The sequence below is a fragment of the Thiomonas sp. genome, from assembly GCF_054608695.1.
The window spans coordinates 1-17,361 of record NZ_JBTRXV010000015.1 but is presented as its reverse complement, the minus strand read 5'-3'; the positions used below and the strand labels follow the sequence as shown (position 1 = coordinate 17,361).

14 protein-coding genes are annotated in these 17,361 nt (G+C 63.9%); 13 read left to right on the top strand and 1 reads right to left on the bottom strand.

Features of this window, described 5'->3' with window-relative positions:
- The first annotated feature begins 5 nt into the window (after positions 1-5).
- Genes gnd through ACYCUK_RS07885 form a run of 10 tightly spaced genes read left to right on the top strand, consistent with a single transcriptional unit; the run spans position 6 to position 13,694 of the window.
- The gene (gnd, locus tag ACYCUK_RS07930; protein ID WP_461594257.1) at positions 6-1,040 is read left to right on the top strand and encodes a phosphogluconate dehydrogenase (NAD(+)-dependent, decarboxylating); all 1,035 of its coding nucleotides are present in this window, start codon (positions 6-8) and stop codon (positions 1,038-1,040) included.
- Between the two features lies 1 nt (position 1,041).
- A complete protein-coding gene (zwf, locus tag ACYCUK_RS07925; RefSeq protein WP_461594256.1) occupies positions 1,042-2,451 on the top strand; it encodes a glucose-6-phosphate dehydrogenase in 1,410 nt (469 codons plus the stop codon).
- Positions 2,452-2,455: 4 nt separating this feature from the next.
- Positions 2,456-3,169 carry an HAD family hydrolase gene (locus ACYCUK_RS07920; protein ID WP_461594255.1) on the top strand — a complete coding sequence of 238 codons (714 nt, stop codon included), beginning with the start codon at positions 2,456-2,458 and terminating at the stop codon, positions 3,167-3,169.
- Entirely contained in the window at positions 3,166-4,257 is a 1,092-nt protein-coding gene (gene tal, locus ACYCUK_RS07915; RefSeq protein WP_461594254.1) for a transaldolase, read from the top strand. The genes ACYCUK_RS07920 and tal overlap by 4 nt, the downstream gene beginning before the upstream one ends.
- Positions 4,254-5,939 carry a glucose-6-phosphate isomerase gene (gene pgi, locus ACYCUK_RS07910; protein ID WP_461594253.1) on the top strand — a complete coding sequence of 562 codons (1,686 nt, stop codon included), beginning with the start codon at positions 4,254-4,256 and terminating at the stop codon, positions 5,937-5,939. Before tal ends, pgi begins: the two co-directional genes overlap by 4 nt.
- The gene (locus ACYCUK_RS07905; protein WP_461594252.1) at positions 5,936-6,889 is read left to right on the top strand and encodes a 2-deoxy-5-keto-D-gluconate 6-phosphate aldolase domain-containing protein; all 954 of its coding nucleotides are present in this window, start codon (positions 5,936-5,938) and stop codon (positions 6,887-6,889) included. Before pgi ends, ACYCUK_RS07905 begins: the two co-directional genes overlap by 4 nt.
- Positions 6,886-9,054, top strand: coding sequence for a transketolase (tkt, locus tag ACYCUK_RS07900; RefSeq protein ID WP_461594251.1), 2,169 nt, complete (start codon positions 6,886-6,888; stop codon positions 9,052-9,054). The genes ACYCUK_RS07905 and tkt overlap by 4 nt, the downstream gene beginning before the upstream one ends.
- Entirely contained in the window at positions 9,051-10,766 is a 1,716-nt protein-coding gene (gene pgm / locus ACYCUK_RS07895; protein WP_461594250.1) for a phosphoglucomutase (alpha-D-glucose-1,6-bisphosphate-dependent), read from the top strand. The genes tkt and pgm overlap by 4 nt, the downstream gene beginning before the upstream one ends.
- Positions 10,767-10,769: 3 nt before the next feature.
- Positions 10,770-12,149: a glucoamylase family protein gene (locus ACYCUK_RS07890; RefSeq protein ID WP_461594249.1), complete on the top strand. Its 1,380-nt coding sequence runs from the start codon at positions 10,770-10,772 to the stop codon at positions 12,147-12,149.
- 21 nt (positions 12,150-12,170) lie between these two features.
- A complete protein-coding gene (locus ACYCUK_RS07885) occupies positions 12,171-13,694 on the top strand; it encodes a mercuric reductase (protein ID WP_461594248.1) in 1,524 nt (507 codons plus the stop codon).
- A 67-nt stretch (positions 13,695-13,761) separates the two neighbouring features.
- Here the strand turns inward: ACYCUK_RS07885 and ACYCUK_RS07880 are convergent, their stop codons facing one another.
- Entirely contained in the window at positions 13,762-13,995 is a 234-nt protein-coding gene (locus tag ACYCUK_RS07880; RefSeq protein WP_461594247.1) for a hypothetical protein, read from the bottom strand.
- 358 nt (positions 13,996-14,353) lie between these two features.
- On the opposite strand from ACYCUK_RS07880, the gene ACYCUK_RS07875 reads away from it, so the two are divergent.
- The 3 genes from ACYCUK_RS07875 to ACYCUK_RS07865 all read left to right on the top strand — a co-directional run.
- Complete coding sequence (locus ACYCUK_RS07875; protein ID WP_461594246.1) at positions 14,354-14,989, top strand: hypothetical protein; 636 nt, start codon at positions 14,354-14,356, stop codon at positions 14,987-14,989.
- Complete coding sequence (locus tag ACYCUK_RS07870) at positions 14,979-16,460, top strand: ATPase domain-containing protein (RefSeq protein WP_461594245.1); 1,482 nt, start codon at positions 14,979-14,981, stop codon at positions 16,458-16,460. Before ACYCUK_RS07875 ends, ACYCUK_RS07870 begins: the two co-directional genes overlap by 11 nt.
- 135 nt (positions 16,461-16,595) lie before the next feature.
- Positions 16,596-17,361 (top strand): diguanylate cyclase domain-containing protein (locus ACYCUK_RS07865; protein ID WP_461594244.1); only part of this gene is annotated, 766 nt, incomplete at its 3' end.

Here is a 17,361-nt window from a genome sequence, read left to right as displayed (position 1 = left end):
TTGCGATGCAAATCGGCATGATTGGACTTGGACGCATGGGCGCCAATATGACGCGCCGGCTGATGCGCGCGGGCCACGCATGCGTCGTCCACGACACGCAAGCTGCCGCCATCAAGCCACTGGTGGGCGAGGGCGCCCAGGGCGCGGGGACGATGCAGCAGTTCGTCCAGGCGCTGGCCACGCCGCGCACGATCTGGCTGATGGTGCCCGCAGCGGGAGTCGACGCGACCCTGGCTGCGCTGACGCCGCTGCTCGACAAGCACGACATCGTCATCGACGGTGGCAATTCCTATTACCGCGACGACATTCGTCGCGCCGCCACCTTGCGTGCCCTTGGCTTGCACTATGTGGACGTGGGCACCAGTGGTGGCATTGCCGGGCTGGACCGGGGCTATTGCCTGATGATCGGTGGCGAGACAGCCACCGTCCAGCACCTCGACCCGTTGTTCGTGGCGCTGGCGCCTGGAGCCGGCACCGCCGTCCCGACCCCGGGGCGCAGTCCAGGCGCAGGCAGCGCCGAACAGGGTTATTTGCACTGCGGCTCCCATGGCGCCGGGCATTTCGTCAAGATGGTTCACAACGGCATTGAATACGGCATCATGGCCGCGTATGCCGAAGGGCTGAATATTTTGCACAACGCCAATGTCGGCAAACGCACCGACGCTGTCGATGCCGAGACGACCCCGCTGCGCGATCCCGCCATGTACCAGTTCGACATGGACCTGCCGGAGATCGCCGAGGTTTGGCGGCGTGGCAGCGTCATTGGTTCATGGCTGCTTGACCTCACCGCCGCAGCGCTGGCTGCGGATCCTGCGCTGTCGAGCTTTCAGGGCCATGTCTCCGACTCCGGCGAAGGCCGCTGGACGATTCAGGCCGCCATCGACGAGGCGGTGCCAGCGCCGGTGCTGAGCGCTGCGCTCTACGCGCGTTTCAGCTCGCGCGATCAAGCCGATTTCGCCAACCGCGTGCTGTCATCCATGCGGCATGAATTCGGCGGCCATGTCGAACTCACTTCCGGCGAGCCCAAGCCGAAGCCCTGACATGCATGACGATTCCTCTCGCGCTGCAGCCCTGCCGTCGGATGCGCTGGTCGTTTTTGGCGTGACTGGCGATCTCGCCGACAAAATGATTTTTCCGGCGCTCTATGCCATGCGCAAGAGCGGCGCGCTGAATGGGCCGGTGATCGGCGTCGCCTCCTCGCCTTCGACCATCGGGCAGCTGCGCGTCCATGCACAGCAAAGCATCGAGCGCGCCGGCGCCGTCGACGATACGTCGGCGCTCGCCCAGTTGTTGTCGCAACTGCAGTACGTCAGCGGTGACTACAACGACGCCGGCACCTATGCCAAGCTCAAGCTCGCGCTCGGAACGTCCCAGCGACCCACGCACTACCTGGCCATTCCACCCGCGCTGTTCTCCACCGTCATCCGTGGCCTGAGCAAAGCAGGGCTGGCGGCACAGGGGCGCGTCATCGTCGAGAAGCCATTCGGCCGCGACCTGGCCTCGGCGCGCGAACTCAACCGCGTCGCGGCCGACGCCTTTTCCAGCGATGCCATCTTCCGCATCGATCACTTCCTGGGCAAGGAAGCGATCATGAACATCCTCTACCTGCGCTTCGCCAATTCCTTCCTCGAACCCATCTGGAACCGCAAGCATGTGGCGAGCGTGCAGATCACGCTTGCCGAGGATTTCGGCGTGCTTGGGCGCGGCCGTTTTTACGAGAGCGCTGGCTGCCTGCGCGACGTCATTCAGAACCATCTCTTCCAGATCGCCGCGCTGCTCGCCATGGAGCCCCCGGCGCGACGCGACTTCGCGGCCGTCAACAGCGAGAAGCTCAATGTTTTCAAGGCGATGCGGCCCTTGCACCCCGCCGACATGGTGCGTGGCCAGTACGCGACTTACCGCGATGAGCCGCAGGTCGCGAAAGATTCGGATGTCGAAACCTATTGCGCGATGCGCCTGCACATCAACGTCAAGCGATGGGCGGGCGTGCCCTGGTATTTGCGTGCGGGCAAGCAACTGCCAGTGACCAGCTGCGAGGTGCTGGTCAGGCTGCAACCGCCGTCCCTGGCGCTGTTCGCGGACGCCGTGGCCACGGGAGTGGAGGCCAACTACCTGCGCTTTCGGCTGTCGCCAACCTCGCTGATTGCCCTGGCCGCCCGCGTCAAACGCCCTGGCAAGGATGATGTGGGAGAGCAGCACGAACTGACCCTCGTCGAAGATGAGGCGGGCGAAGAAACGCCCTATGAGCGCCTGCTCACCGGCGCCATGGCCGGCGACAACGCGCTGTTCACCAGCGAAGAGGCTGTCGAGGCAGCCTGGGCAGTGGTGGAGCCGGTGCTCATCAAGCATCCGCGCGCCATCGCCTACCCGCCCGGCAGCTGGGGACCGCGAGAGGCCGACCGCCTGATCGCGGCCGACGGCGGCTGGCACAACCCTGAAGCCGAGGGTTGATGCCATGGACCATGACGTCGTTTTTCTGCTGGATGTCGACAACACGCTGCTCGACAACGACCGTGTCATCGACGATCTCCGGCAGCACCTGGAGCGCACGTTCGGCCGCGTCAGCGCCGAACGCTATTGGGTTCTCTTCGAGCAGTTGCGCAGTGAACTGGGCTATGCCGACTACCTGGGGGCCTTGCAGCGCTACCGCATGGATGAGCTGCGGGATGCATTGAGCGATCCGCGGCTGCTGGAAATGTCCACCTTCCTGATCGATTACCCATTCGCCGACCGGCTCTATGCCGGCGCGCTGCGTGTCATCGCGCGGCTGCAGCGTTTCGGCCCGACCGTGCTTCTGACGGATGGCGATGTCGTGTTCCAACCGCGCAAGGTGCAGCGCTCCGGCTTGTGGCACGCCGTGGAGGGCCGCGTGCTGATCTATCTCCACAAGGAACTCATGCTCGACGCCGTGCAGCAGCGCTACCCGGCGCAGCACTACGTGATGGTCGATGACAAGCTGCGCATCCTCGCGACCATGAAGCAAAGCCTTGGCGAACGCCTGACAACCGTTTTTCCGCGCCAGGGCCATTACGCCAACGACCCCAAGAACATCGCGAACTATCCGAAGGCTGACATCAGCCTGGATTGCATCGGTGATTTGCTGGACGTCGACCTCGCAGCGCTACTGGAGCCAAAACCAGCCGGCGGCACAGAACAGGAGTCGTCATGAACCCCACCCAAAAACTGCACGATCTCGGCCAAAGCCTCTGGCTCGACAACATCACGCGCGAGCTTCTCCGCAGCGGCACATTGGCACGCTATATCCGCGACTTGGCCGTGACCGGACTGACTTCGAATCCGACGATTTTCGAGCATGCCATCGGCCACTCCGCCGCCTACGACGAGGCCATTCGCAGCACGGCCCGCAAGGGCCAATCGGACGACAGCCTGTTTTTTGCATTGGCGCTCGAAGACCTGACGCAGGCGGCCGACCTGTTCCGTCCCATCTTTGATGCAAGCGCGGGTGTTGACGGCTGGGTCTCGCTGGAGGTGTCGCCACTGCTGGCCCACGACGCCGCGAACACCATCAAGCAAGCGGCAGAACTGCATGCCCGCGCCGATCGTCCCAATCTGTTCATCAAGATCCCGGGCACCATCGAAGGCCTCGCGGCCATCGAAGCGGCCATCTTTGCCGGTCTTGCGGTGAACGTCACGCTGCTGTTCTCGTGCAGGCAGTACCTGGCTGCGGCCGAGGCCTACTTGCGCGGCGTCGAGCGGCGCATCCAGGCCGGGCTCGACCCGAACGTCGGCTCGGTCGCGTCGCTCTTCATCAGCCGCTGGGATGTCGCGGTGAAAGACACGATCCCGCCGCAGCTGCGCAACCGCCTCGGCATCGCCGTGGCGATGCAAACCTATCAAGCCTACTGCGCATTGCTGGCCTCACCCCGCTGGCAAAAGCTGGCGAACGCCGGAGCACGCGCGCAGCGCTTGTTGTGGGCCAGCACCGGCACAAAAGACCCGGCGGCGCCCGATACCTTGTATGTCGAGGCCCTGGCTGCCCCGCGCACCATCAACACCATGCCCGAAAAAACCCTGCTCGCTTTTGCCGATCACGGCCAAGTCAGGCACATGCTGCCGCCGGATGGAGGCGACGCCGAAGCCGTGCTTGCGGACTGCGGCCGCCAGGGCATCGACCCCGATGCCCTGGCCGAGCGCCTGCAGCGTGAAGGCGCCGAGGCGTTTGCCGCCTCGTGGCGTCAACTGTTGCAAGCCATCAGCACCAAGACGGCGCAGCTCACGCAGGCCAGCGCGCCATGAGCCGCGCCGAGCTTCCCATGCCATCGGCGCCGCTGCAAGCACGGCCACCGGCGCAACCGCTGACCCAGCTTCCCGTATGGCGGGCACTCGTCGAGCACCATCACGCCCTTGGCGAGCGGCATCTGCGCCAGTATTTCGCCGATGACCCGCAGCGCGGCGAACGCCTGCATGTCGAAGCGGCGGGGCTTTACCTCGACTACTCGAAAAACCGGGTGACCGACGAGACGCTTGAGCTGCTGGTCGAGTTGGCCCAACGCTGCGGCCTGCGCGGGCGCATGGATGCAATGTTCCGTGGCGATCCGGTCAACGCGACCGAGAAGCGCGCCGCGCTGCATACGGCGCTGCGCGCTCCGGCCGGCGAGCGCATCGTCGTCGACGGCGTCAATGTCGTGCCCGAAGTCCATGCCGTGCTCGACCGCATGGCGGCCTTCGCCGACCGGATCCGCAGCGGCCGGTGGCTCGGCCACACGGGCAAACCCATTCGCAATGTGATCAACATCGGCATTGGCGGCTCCGATCTCGGCCCGGTGATGGCCTGCGAAGCGCTGCGACACTACAGCCAGGCTGGACTGCGCATGCGCTTCGTCTCCAATATCGATCCCAACGACCTGGCCGAAGCGACACGCGGCCTCGATGCGGCTGAAACCGTCTTCATCGTCTGCTCCAAGAGCTTTCGCACCTTCGACACGCTGACCAATGCGCATGCCGCACGTGCCTGGAGCCTGAGCCAGCTCGGGGACGAGCGCGCAGTCGCCAGCCATTTCGTCGCCGTCTCGAGCAACGCCGAGGCGGTTGCGGCTTTCGGCATTGACCCTGCCCATATGTTCGCGCTTTGGGATTGGGTCGGTGGCCGCTACTCGATGGATTCAGCCATCGGCCTCGTCACCATGATTGCGATCGGGCCGGAGCATTTTCGCGCCATGCTGGCTGGCTTTCGCGCCATGGACGAGCATTTCCAGCGCACCCCGCTTGCCCGCAATATGCCCGTGCTGCTGGGCTTGCTGGCCATTTGGAACAACAACTTCCTCGGTGCCGAGACGCTGGCCGTGCTGCCCTACGACCACGATCTCAAACGCTTGCCTGCCTACCTGCAGCAATTGACCATGGAGAGCAACGGCAAGCATGTCACGGCCGCTGGACAGCAGGTCAGCACGGCGACCTCGCCCATCGTCTGGGGTGAACCCGGTACCAATGGCCAGCACTCGTTCTTCCAGCTGCTGCACCAGGGCACGCGGCTGGTGGCGTGCGACTTCATCGGTTTTGCCCACAGCCAAAATCCACGGGGCCATCAGCACGACTTGTTGATGGCCAACCTGTTTGCCCAGACCGAGGCCCTTGCGTTCGGCAAGACGGAACAAGCGCTGAAGGCCGAGGGCGTGGCCGAGGCGCAGGTCGCGCAGCGCGTGTGCGAGGGCAACCGCCCGAGCAATACCCTGCTGGCCGAGCGGCTGACTCCGCACACACTTGGAGCCCTGGTGGCGCTGTACGAGCACAGCGTCTTCACGCAGGGAATCATCTGGAACATTGATTCGTTCGACCAGTGGGGCGTCGAGCTGGGCAAGGTTCTGGCGCAGCGCATCGTGACGGAATTGGCCGACACCAGCAACGCGCCGCTCACCCACGACAGCTCGACCAACGCATTGATGCGTCGCTACCAACGCCAACGCAAGGAGTCGCCATGAAAATTGGCTACGACAAGGCGCTTTATCTGCTGCCATTCGACCATCGTCATTCCTACGTCACCGGGATGTTCCACTTCGAGCCGCCGCTGTCCGCACTCCAGCGCGACCAAGTCTGCGACAGCAAACAGCTCATTTACGAGGGCTTCCAGCTTGCATTGGAGGCCGGCGTGCCAAGCGGATCGGCGGGTCTCCTGGTCGACGAAGAGTTCGGCGCCAGCATTCTGCGAGACGCGCACCGGCGCGGCTTCACCACGGCGCTTTCAACCGAGAGCAGTGGATCGGACGAATTCAAGTTTGAATACGGAGACGACTTCGCCAGCCATATCGATGTCTTCGACCCGACCTTCGCCAAAGTGCTGGTTCGCTACAACCCGCAGGGCGACCGCGCGATGAATCTGCGCCAGGCCGCGCGCTTGAAACAACTCTCGGATGTCTGTCGAACAAGCGGTCGCCGATTCATGTTCGAACTGCTCGTGCCCGCCACCGGGCAGCAACTCGCTGGCCTGAGCGGTGACCGGGCGGCCTACGACCTGAACATGCGCCCGCAGCTCATGGTCGAGTCCATCCGCGCCTTGCAGGACGCGGGGATCGAGCCCGACGTCTGGAAGATCGAGGGCCTGGCCAATCGTGACGATTGCGTACGGATGGTTGAAACGGTGCGGCGCGATGGACGCGACGCGGTCGGCTGCATCGTGCTGGGTCGTGGCGCCGATGAAGCCAGTGTGCGAAGCTGGCTCGCAACCGCCGCCAGCGTTCCAGGGTTCATTGGCTTCGCCGTGGGGCGCACGAGCTTTTGGGATGCTGTCGCGGGTTACCGGGAACAGACCCTGACGCGTGCTGCCGCGGCCGCGCAGATTGCCGGGCGCCTGCGCGCGTGGATCGACATCTTCGAGCGTGGGCGATCGGCACGCGTCGCCGGCACCGATGCCATTGCCGGAGAGGCATTATGAACAGCCACACGCAGGGTGAACACGGCGCCGAGGTCAACGATGCGAGCGGCGCGGCGCAGCTCGACCAGCGATGCATCAACACGCTGCGCACGCTGTCGATTGACGCCGTGCAGAAGGCGGGCTCCGGCCACCCCGGCACGCCGCTGGACGCAGCGCCCGTCGCCTACTGCCTGTGGCAGCGCTTTCTGCGCTATGACCCGAACGCGCCGGACTGGCCGAACCGCGACCGTTTCGTGCTGTCGGCCGGCCACGCCTCGGCCTTGCTCTACAGCCTCTTGTTCCTGTGCAGCGTGAAGGCGGGGGCGGAGAGCGATGACCCGGCGGATGCAAAGCCTCGCGGGCAGGCCGTGACGATGGCCGAGTTGCAGCGTTTTCGCCAGGCGGGTAGTTGCTGCACCGGCCACCCGGAATTCGGCGCGGCTGCGGGCGTCGAGACCACCACCGGCCCCCTCGGTCAGGGGGCAGCCACCAGCGTCGGCATGGCGATGGCTTCGGCGTGGCTCGCCGCCACCTACAACCGTCCCGGCTTTGCGCTGTTCGATCACAACGTGTACGCGTTGTGCGGCGATGGCGACATGATGGAAGGCATCAGCAGCGAGGCGGCATCACTCGCCGGCCATCTGAAGCTCGCCAATCTGTGCTGGATCTACGACGACAACCACATCAGCATCGAAGGCTCCACCTCGATCACCTTCACGGAGGATGTCGGCATGCGCTTCGAGGCCTACGGCTGGCAGGTCGTTCGCGTTGCCGACGCTAACGACCTCGATGCTCTGACACGCAGTTTCCAGAGCTTTATCGACACCGACGACCGGCCGACACTCGTCATCGTGCAAAGCCATATTGGTTACGGAGCGCCGCACAAGCAAGACACCAAGGAAGCTCACGGCGAACCGCTCGGTATCGAAGAAGTGCGGCTCGCCAAGGAGTTTTTCGGCTTCGATCCGACTGTGCAGTTCGCCGTTCCGGACGGTGTGCAGGCGCACTTCGGTGCGCAATTCGGCGAGCGTGGCGCGAGTGCCCATGCCAACTGGACGACGCAGTTCGACGCCTATCGGGCCCAGTACCCCGACCTTGCGCTGCAAATCGTGCAGATGCAGCGCCGCGCCTTGCCCGACGACTGGGACGGCGCCCTGCCGAGTTTCGCGGCCGACCCCAAGGGCATCGCCACGCGCGACGCCTCGGGCAAGGTGTTGAACGCCATCGCCGCACACATGCCCTGGTTGCTCGGCGGTGCGGCCGACCTGGCGCCATCGACAAAAACCCATCTGACTTTCGACTTCGCCGGCGACCTCCAGCCGCCCTCCGATCACACCGACAGGGCCCATGCCTATGCGGGCCGCAACCTTCATTTCGGCGTTCGGGAGCATGCGATGTGCGCCGCTGCCAACGGCCTGTCCTTGTCGAAACTTCGCCCCTTCGCCGCCAGCTTCTTTGTCTTCACCGACTACTGCCGAGGCGCCATCCGACTCAGCGCGATGATGGGCATTCCGGTGATCTATCTCTGGACTCACGACTCCATCAGCATGGGAGAGGACGGGCCGACGCACCAGCCGATCGAGCAGCTGGCATCGTTTCGGGCGATGCCCGGCATGGTGCTGCTGCGCCCGGCCGACGCGAATGAGGTGATGGAGGCATGGAAGGTCATCATGCGGACCACGGATCGGCCGGTCAGCCTGGTGCTGACACGCCAGGCGCTGCCCACGCTGGACCGCAGCATCTACGCCAGCGCCACTGGCCTCGCGCGCGGCGCCTATGTGCTGGCCGACGCGGCCGATGGCCGGCCCGACGTGCTGCTGCTGGCGACGGGCAGCGAAGTCGCGCTGTGCGTCGCCGCTCGCGAGGAACTGATGCGCGCAGGCATCAAGGCTCGCGTCATCAGCATGCCGTCGTGGGAGCTGTTCGAGCGCGAGAGCCAGGCCTACCGCGACAGCGTGCTGCCGCCAGCCGTGACGGCGCGCGTCTCGGTCGAGGCCGCGTCGCCCCTGGGCTGGGAGCGCTATGTCGGGCAGCACGGCGCCATCCTCGGCATGCGCACGTTTGGCTTGTCGGCGCCGGGCAAGGTCGTTGAAGCGCATTTCGGATTGGATGCGGCGCATGTCGTCGCCGCGGCAAAGCAGCAACTGGCCCGCCAGCCGCCGACCCTGCAGGGAGCACGTCCATGAGCACGCGGATCAGCCCGCTCGCGGGCAAGCCGGCGCCCGTTGCGCTGCTTGTCGATGTGGCCAGGCTCGTCACGGCGTACTACGTCAATGTGCCCGACCCGACAGTCGCAGCGCAGCGCGTTGCGTTCGGCACATCGGGGCACCGTGGTTCGGCCTTGGACGCTTCCTTCAACGAAAGGCATGTGCTCGCCATCACGCAAGCCATATGCCAATACCGCAAGAAGCAGGGCATCGACGGGCCGCTGTTTCTGGGTATCGACACGCATGCGCTGTCGGAGCCGGCATGCGCGAGTGCGCTCGAAGTGCTCGCAGCCAATGGCGTCGATGTGATGCTGGCCTTGAACGATGAATACACCCCGACCCCGGCAATCTCGCACGCCATCCTGACGCACAACCGTGGCCGCAGCACAGGGCTGTCCGACGGCATTGTCGTGACGCCGTCGCACAACCCGCCGCGCGATGGCGGCTTCAAATACAACCCGCCCAATGGCGGCCCCGCCGACCAGGACATCACCGACTGGATCGGCGCCACCGCCAACCGCCTTCTCGAAAAAAACCTCGATGGCGTGAAGCGCATGTCCCACCCGAAGGCCCTCGGCGCAGCAACAACGCACCGCCATGATTTCCTCCACGCCTATGTCGGCGATCTTGGCAGCGTGATCGATATGGACGCGATTCGCAACGCCAAGATCCGCATGGGAGTCGACCCTCTGGGTGGCGCTGGCGTTCACTACTGGGCACGCATCGCGGAGCACTACCGGCTCGATCTTCAAGTGGTCAGCGATGTCGTCGACCCGACCTTTCGCTTCATGACGCTCGACTGGGACGGGCAGATTCGCATGGACCCCTCGTCGAAGTACGCGATGCAGCGCTTGCTCGACATCAAGGACCGCTTCGATATCGCCTTCGCCTGCGACACCGATCACGACCGTCACGGCATCGTCACTCCCGCCGCCGGCCTGCTGGTGCCGAACCACTATCTTGCGGTCGCCATCGACTACCTGTTTCGGCATCGGCCGCAATGGGGCGCACGGGCTGCCGTTGGCAAGACCGTTGTCAGTACGCGCTTGATCGACCAGATCGCTGCCCGACTCGGCCGCTCCCTCGACGAAGTGCCGGTCGGCTTCAAGTGGTTCTCCAAAGGGTTGCTGGACGGCACCCTCGGGTTCGCCGGAGAAGAAAGCGCGGGTGCGGCTTTCCTGCGCCGCGACGGCGCGGTCTGGACCACCGACAAGGACGGCATCACGGCGGCGCTGCTTTCGGCCGAGATCACCGCACGCACCGGGCACGATCCTGGCGCTCTGTATCTGGACTTGGCCAAGGCATTCGGCAATCATCCGGTGGCCGACAGGGTCGAAGCGCCTGCGACTGCGCAGCAGAAAAAGCAGTTGGCGGCGTTGACGCCGCAACAGATTGGATCGACGGAGTTGGCCGGGGAGACGATTCAGAGCGTCCTCAACAAGGCGCCTGGCAACGGCGCGCCCATTGGCGGGATCAAGGTCGTCGCCAGCAGCGGCTGGTTCGCGGCGCGGCCATCGGGCACTGAAGACATTTACAAAATCTATGCCGAGAGCATCAAGGGCGCCGAGCACCTGCAGCGCATCCTCAAGGAGGCACAAACCATTGTTGATGCCGCCATTGCGCCAGCGACTTCATCGCCGGCCGCGGCGGCGGCTTCACGGCGCCCGGCTGGGCGCAGCAAAGCTGGATGAATGATGCCGACATCCGCACCCACGCCGACCTCAAGCCCGCCCCCTGGCGGCATGCGGGCAAAAGCGCCGGCAACGCCCGATGCGGCAGCCTCGGGGAAGGCAACACAGTGCTCCGACGAGGCCATGCTCGATCGGCTGCAGCAGGCGGCCTTCGACTATTTTCCGAAGGCGACGAACGCGCGAAACGGCTTGGTCGCCGACACCACGCGGGACGGATCGCCGGCCAGCATCGCGGTGATGGGTTTCGCGCTGTCGGCGTATCCCATTGCGGTGGAACATGGCTGGATCGAGCGCGACGCTGCCGTGCAGGCCTGCCTCGCTTGCATGCGTTTTTTTTGGGCCAGCGACCAGACGGGAAGCCCGAACGCGACCGGCTGCCGCGGTTTTTACTTTCATTTTCTCGACATGGAAACCGGCACTCGGGTGTGGCAGTCCGAGCTGTCTCTGATCGACACCGCCTTGTTGATGGCCGGGATGCTGACGGCCGCCACCTACTTCGATGCCAGCACGCCAGCCGAAACCGAACTGCGCGAGCTGGCCGGGCATTTGTACCGCAGGGTTGACTGGCGCTGGGCTCAATACGACGGCGCCACGGTTGCCCAGGGCTGGAAGCCTGAATGCGGTTTTCTGCACTACGGCTGGGAGGGCTATAGCGAGGCCATCTTGCTTTATGTGTTGGGCCTGGGTTCACCGACGCATCCGTTCACCGGAGCAAGCTTTCAGGCGTGGACCGTGACCTACCAATGGGAGAACCTTTACGGCTACGACTTTCTCTATGCGGGTCCGCTTTTCATTCACCAGTTCTCCCATGCGTGGATTGACTTTCGCGGTATCCGCGACCGTTTCATGCGCGAAAAGAACTGCGACTATTTCGAGAACAGCCGTCGTGCCACCTATGTGCAGCGCGAGTATGCCATTCGCAATCCGCACAGCTTCACTGGCTATGCCGACAACTGCTGGGGCCTCTCCGCGGGCGAAGGTCCGTTGGCCGAGCCGCGGCTCATGGCCGGCCGGCTGCAGAGGTTCTACGGCTATGCCGCGCGCGGCGTGCCGTACGGACCCGACGACGGCACCATTGCGGGCTCATCGACCCTGGCATCGCTGGTGTTTGCGCCAGAAATCGTGCTGCCCGCGGTCCGGAATCTCGATGCCTATGGCGCGCGCCAACAGCGCGAGGCGCTGCGTTCCAGCGGAATCAATGCAAGCTTCAACGAACCCGCCGCCGAAGTCTGGATCTCCGAGGGCGAGTTCGGACTCGATCAAGGCATGATCGTGCTGATGATCGAGAACTACCGTACCGGCCTGCCGTGGCAACTGGGCCGAAGCTCCAGCATCATGCAGACGGGCTTGCGTCGCGCCGGGTTCACGGGTGGCTGGCTGTAGCCGCCGCGCACCATGAGGCCGATGTCGACCCTCGCGACCCCAGGTGCAGCCTCGAGCGACAGCGCCCATGAACGGGAGCTTTTGGCCAACGTCTGCCCATCCGGCTGGGTCAATCCGACGCCACCCGGCGTCTACCACTTGCTCATCATCGGTGCGGGGCCGGGCGGGTTGGCAGCCGCACGCGCCGCGGCGGGGCTCGGAATGAACGTGGCATTGATCGAACGCCACCGGCTTGGCGGCAGCTCACTGAGCTACGGCTGCGTGCCTTCGAAGGCGATGATTCGAACCTCGCGACTGTATGCCGAGATGCGCGACGCGCCCAACTTCGGCGCTGGGCCGCCCCCGACGATCGAGGTCGATTTTCAGGCGGTGATGCAGCGGGTGCGGCGCATCCGCGCCCGCATCAGCCGCGTCGATTCGGCCGCAAGGCTGATCGCCGATGGGATCGATCTGTATTTCGGCGCGGCGCACTTCGTCGGCGCTGACGCGGTCGAAGTCGGCGGTGTGCGTTTGCGCTTCAAGAAGGCGCTGATTGCCACCGGATCACGATCCATCCTGCCCGAGATTCCGGGCCTGACCGAAGCCGGCTATCTGACCAACGAATCGGTCTTCGACCTGGCAGCGCTGCCGCGCAGTTTGCTCGTCATCGGCGGCGGGCCCCTCGGCTGCGAATTGGCGCAGGCCTTTAGCCGCTTCGGCGTGCAAACCATCATCGCCCACAATGCCCCCTTGTTCCTGCCCAAGGAAGAGCGCGACGCCGCGCAGATGGTCTCCGACGCGCTGGCCCGTGACGGTGTCGAGATCCACCTCAATAGCGAGGCCATCAGCGTTCGCGTGGAACGCGGCCGCAAGCTCGTTGAGTTGGTCAATGACGGCAACGTCGTGACTGTCGAGGTCGAGGCAATTTTGACCGGAATCGGCCACACGCCCGCGGTACGGGCGCTCAAGCTGGAAGCTGCCGGCGTCGCATACGACCCTGATGCCGGGATTCACGTTGATGACTTCTTGCGCACCAGCAATCCACGCATTTACGCCGCTGGAGACGTCTGCCTCGAACACAAGTACAGCAATATGGCCGAAGCATCGGCGCGCCTCGCGGTTCAAAACGCCCTGTTCTTCGGACGCAAGCGCATGAGCGCCTTGACGATTCCGTGGTGCACCTACACCGACCCCGAAATCGCCCACGTTGGCATGTATGTGCGGCAGGCACGCGAGCGCAACATTCCGGTCAAGACCTTCACGGTCCCGATGCACGATGTCGACCGCGCCATCACCGATGGCGAGGAAAACGGCTTCGTGAAAATTCACGTGCGAGAAGGCACGGATACCGTTCTTGGCGCCACCATCGTCGCCCGGCACGCGGGTGAAATGATCAACAGCATTTCAGTGGCGATGGTGGCGGGAATTGGCCTGAGCACGCTCGCCGGGGTGATCCATGCCTATCCGACCCAGGCCGAGGCCATCAAAATGGCGGCAGATGCCTATATGCGCACGCGGCCTTCCCATCCCATTGGCCGGTTGCTGCGGGCATGGCTGAACCGGTGAGCTGATCCGGCCATCCCTTCACATGGTGGCTTGCAGCGGCGCCCACGACAACTGCCTCCGCCCTTGCTTACTGCGCCGGCGGCGGCACAACGACGATGGTGCCGCCGCTTTTGCCAGGAACGCCCGTCGCGCCGGTATCGCCGGTGTTTCCAGTGCTGCCGGTATCCCCGGTCATGCCTTGCATGCCAGTTTTGCCCGGGTTGCCAGTATTACCTTGGTTGCCTTGCGGGCCCATGGGACCTGTACAAGCACCAAGCGCGAGGGTTGCCAGCAACACAACGGCGGGTATTGAATAGTTCATGATGACTCCTTGTCGAGATACAACCGAAATGGCCATGTGAAGACTATGGCAGACAGCACCCCATACGTCTGTACGCTGCCGCACCCAGTCATGACCACAGCGTTCAGTCTTGGATGCACACAGGCATAGGGCATGGCGGCCCAGTCGGTTTCCTGGTCGCCATGCATGACGTCAGCCGCCGGGCTTGGCCCAACAGATCCAGGCCCGAGTTCAGGAGCATCCGTCGAGCGACTGCGGCCGCGGGGCGTTCGGCCCGGAGACATCGAAATAGAATCAGGCCCTCAATTTCGTCTGCCGCTTTGTGCGTTACCGAACATCATGAAACCCCTCCCAGACGTACACTGAGCAGGTCAAAAAATTGAAAAACAGAACGCTGGGGACTGGTTCGAGCCCATACTCCGGCGCTTGGACATTTCTGTCAGTGGTTCAAGCTTGGCCAGCACCAGCCGTCATCGAGGAGTTCGCTGATTTTGATCTTCAAGGGGCTGCACGCAATCCAAGGGTCCGGCCGACCCACGTAGTTGGCAACATCACGCAACGGCACACCATGGACACGCAGGGGCAGCATCCAATGAACGTGGAGTTCTCGGGGGGGGGGGACGTCGATGCTGATTCGGCGCAAATCGCTGCGGCTGTGATTTCCCTTTGGGAGCAGATCGATGCCGCGCTCAGCCCGATCATCGGGCAGCGTGGAGTCTCCGCTTTATTCCAGCGCAGTCTGCGGCTCGCCAGCGAAGACCATCCCTGGTTGAGCATGGCGCACCATGACATGGCGTCAGCCATGGATCTGGACATCCTGAAAGCTGCCATCGCGCAGCAAAGCAGGGCCGATGCGTCTGCCGGTGCCACAACCCATCTCCACACGTTCTATGCGTTGCTCTCGAGCCTCATCGGAGCCACGTTGACAGGTCGTTTGCTGGAGTCCGTGCGGACCAATTTTTTGAGCGCCCCAACGGGGCAAGACAACCGGCTAGCACCCCAAAATGACGATTAAACGTTTGGTCACCGGCGTCCCCGGCTTGGACGAAGTGTTGGGCGGAGGCTTGCCGGAGTTTTCCTTCAACCTCATCGCCGGCCCGCCTGGGTGTGGCAAGACAACCCTGGCGCACCAGATGATGTTTGCGCTCGCCACAGCGGCGCGCCCCGCCCCGTATTTCACGGTGCTGGGCGAGCCGCCGCTGAAAATGCTGCGCTACCAGCAGCAGTACGACTTCTTCGACGGCTCGAAGATCAATCGGGGGGTCCATTTCTTCAACCTCTCGGAGGATGCGATGGCGGGGGATCTTGACCGCGTGCTGCAGCGCATCGTCGCCCTGGTTCAAGAGCACAGCCCGGCACTCGTTGTCGTGGATTCGTTCCGATCGGTTGTGCTTGCCAGCCAATCCGAGGGCAGCCAGCACAACAGTCTGCAGCAATTCGTCCAACAACTCGGGATGTTGATGACGAGTTGGCAAGCGACAACGTTCCTGCTCGGCGAATACTTCACCGAGACCGACGCCAACCCGGTCTTCACCGTGGCCGATGGCCTGATCTGGCTACGCCAGAGCCTGCACCGCAACTCGATGGTCCGCAAAATGGAGATCATGAAGATGCGCGGTCAATCGCCGCAGCCGGGGTTGCACACGTTTCGCATCAGCAGCGCCGGCCTCCATGTGTTCCCATCGTCCGATACGCGGCCCCCAGCGCGCCGGCCCCATCAAGACGCCACGTCGGCGCTGAGTTTCCGACTCAAGCTCGGCGTTCCGGGCCTGGACGAGATGCTGGGTGGCGGACTCCCGCGCGGGTATTCACTGCTGGTCGCGGGCCCTTCGGGCTCCGGCAAAAGTACGCTTTCTTCGGCGTTCTTGATTGAAGGGGCGCGGTGCGGCGAGACGGGCGTGATTGCGACCTTCGAGCAGCACCCCAGCCGTTCGAACAACCCCGCGCTCATGGAACTCATCAAACGCGATCAAGTGGGTCTGGTGAATAAGCATGCGCCGGATCTTTCGATTGATGAAATCGTTCAGATGCTCATGCGTGAGGTCCAGCGCCTGAAGGCAAGCCGGGTCGTGATTGATTCTCTATCGGGTTTCGAGCTGGCGCTGGCTCCGACCTTCAAGGAAGATTTCCGCGCATCTCTTCTGCGCATGGTCACCACCTTGTCGTATGCAGGGGTCACCGTGCTGATGACTTCCGAGCTCGAAGACCGCTATACCGATCTGCGCTTCAGTCCCTACGGGGCCGCCTTCATGACGGATGCCATCATCGTGCAGCGATACATTGAAGTCGACAGCCGCCTGCTGCGCGTCATGGCCGTCATCAAGGTGCGGGCAAGCGCGCACTCGAACGCCTTGCGCGAATTCAAGATTGATGCCGACGGCATCCACCTCGGCGAGATGCTGCCCCATCAGGAGGGGCTGCTGGGAGGGCGGCCAACGCGCAAGGCCGAAGATGCCGGCAATCCGCCAGCGGCAAATAATCCTTGACCCTTGACCCTTGACCCTCCAAGCCGAACGGACCCAACCGGGGCTGCCACCGTGAGTCAGACACAGGACCCGAACTCGACAGCTTCTGAACAATCCGAGCAAGAGCTTGCTCAGTTGCAAGAGCAGGTCGAAGCTGTGCGCGAGGTGCTCAAGCGATTGCTGATGGAGGTGGTCGTGGCCGAAAGCAGTTTGGCCACGACCCAAACGTTCCGGATCGTCGAGGCCAACGAGCAGTTGGTTCTGGCCGCACTGCGTGCGCAGAAGAAGGCCGAAGATGCCGCGCACGCGCTGAGCGCAGCCGCCCGCTCCGCGGGGATCGACCCACTGACGCAATTGCCAGGTCGCGGATTGATGCTCGAACAGATTGCGCTGGCCATCGCCCACGCCAAGCGGCACGGCACGCGCCTGGCGTTGCTGTTCTTGGACCTCGACAACTTCAAGCAAATCAACGATACGCTGGGTCATGCCACGGGTGATGAAGTGCTCAAGCTGGTTGCAACGCGCCTTGGCTCCGCAATTCGTGAAGAAGACCTGGTCGGGCGCTTTGGGGGCGACGAGTTTCTGATCCTGCTCGCCGACATCGCCCAGCCTTCCGATGTGGCCACGATCGCTGACAAGGTCATCGCCGCCCTCAATGTGCCCTGTCGATCTGGAGGACATGTGGTTCGCGTGGGGTCCAGCATTGGCATCAGCATCTATCCGGATGATGCCAACGACGTTGAAACGCTGATCGATCGTGCTGACGCGGCCATGTACCGTGCGAAATGGCAGCAGGACGGCAGCTATGTCTTCAGCGGCGATCCTTCGCTCGCCGAAGAAACATTGCACCAGCCGCGACTTGCCGCGCTGCAGCAGCCCGTGGCGCCTGGTGGGCTGACCTTGGACAAGCAGGAACGTCGGT

Excerpts from the sequence above, each read along its gene's own strand:
- pgm (WP_461594250.1), top strand. The coding sequence starts at position 9,051 with ATGAGCACGCGGATCAGCCCGCTCGCGGGCAAGCCGGCGCCCGTTGCG.
- tal (WP_461594254.1), top strand. The coding sequence starts at position 3,166 with ATGAACCCCACCCAAAAACTGCACGATCTCGGCCAAAGCCTCTGGCTC.
- pgi (WP_461594253.1), top strand. The coding sequence starts at position 4,254 with ATGAGCCGCGCCGAGCTTCCCATGCCATCGGCGCCGCTGCAAGCACGG.
- tkt (WP_461594251.1), top strand. The coding sequence starts at position 6,886 with ATGAACAGCCACACGCAGGGTGAACACGGCGCCGAGGTCAACGATGCG.
- zwf (WP_461594256.1), top strand. The coding sequence starts at position 1,042 with ATGCATGACGATTCCTCTCGCGCTGCAGCCCTGCCGTCGGATGCGCTG.
- ACYCUK_RS07920 (WP_461594255.1), top strand. The coding sequence starts at position 2,456 with ATGGACCATGACGTCGTTTTTCTGCTGGATGTCGACAACACGCTGCTC.
- ACYCUK_RS07870 (WP_461594245.1), top strand. The coding sequence starts at position 14,979 with ATGACGATTAAACGTTTGGTCACCGGCGTCCCCGGCTTGGACGAAGTG.
- gnd (WP_461594257.1), top strand. The coding sequence starts at position 6 with ATGCAAATCGGCATGATTGGACTTGGACGCATGGGCGCCAATATGACG.
- ACYCUK_RS07885 (WP_461594248.1), top strand. The coding sequence starts at position 12,171 with ATGTCGACCCTCGCGACCCCAGGTGCAGCCTCGAGCGACAGCGCCCAT.
- ACYCUK_RS07905 (WP_461594252.1), top strand. The coding sequence starts at position 5,936 with ATGAAAATTGGCTACGACAAGGCGCTTTATCTGCTGCCATTCGACCAT.
- ACYCUK_RS07890 (WP_461594249.1), top strand. The coding sequence starts at position 10,770 with ATGCCGACATCCGCACCCACGCCGACCTCAAGCCCGCCCCCTGGCGGC.
- ACYCUK_RS07880 (WP_461594247.1), bottom strand. The coding sequence starts at position 13,995 with ATGAACTATTCAATACCCGCCGTTGTGTTGCTGGCAACCCTCGCGCTT.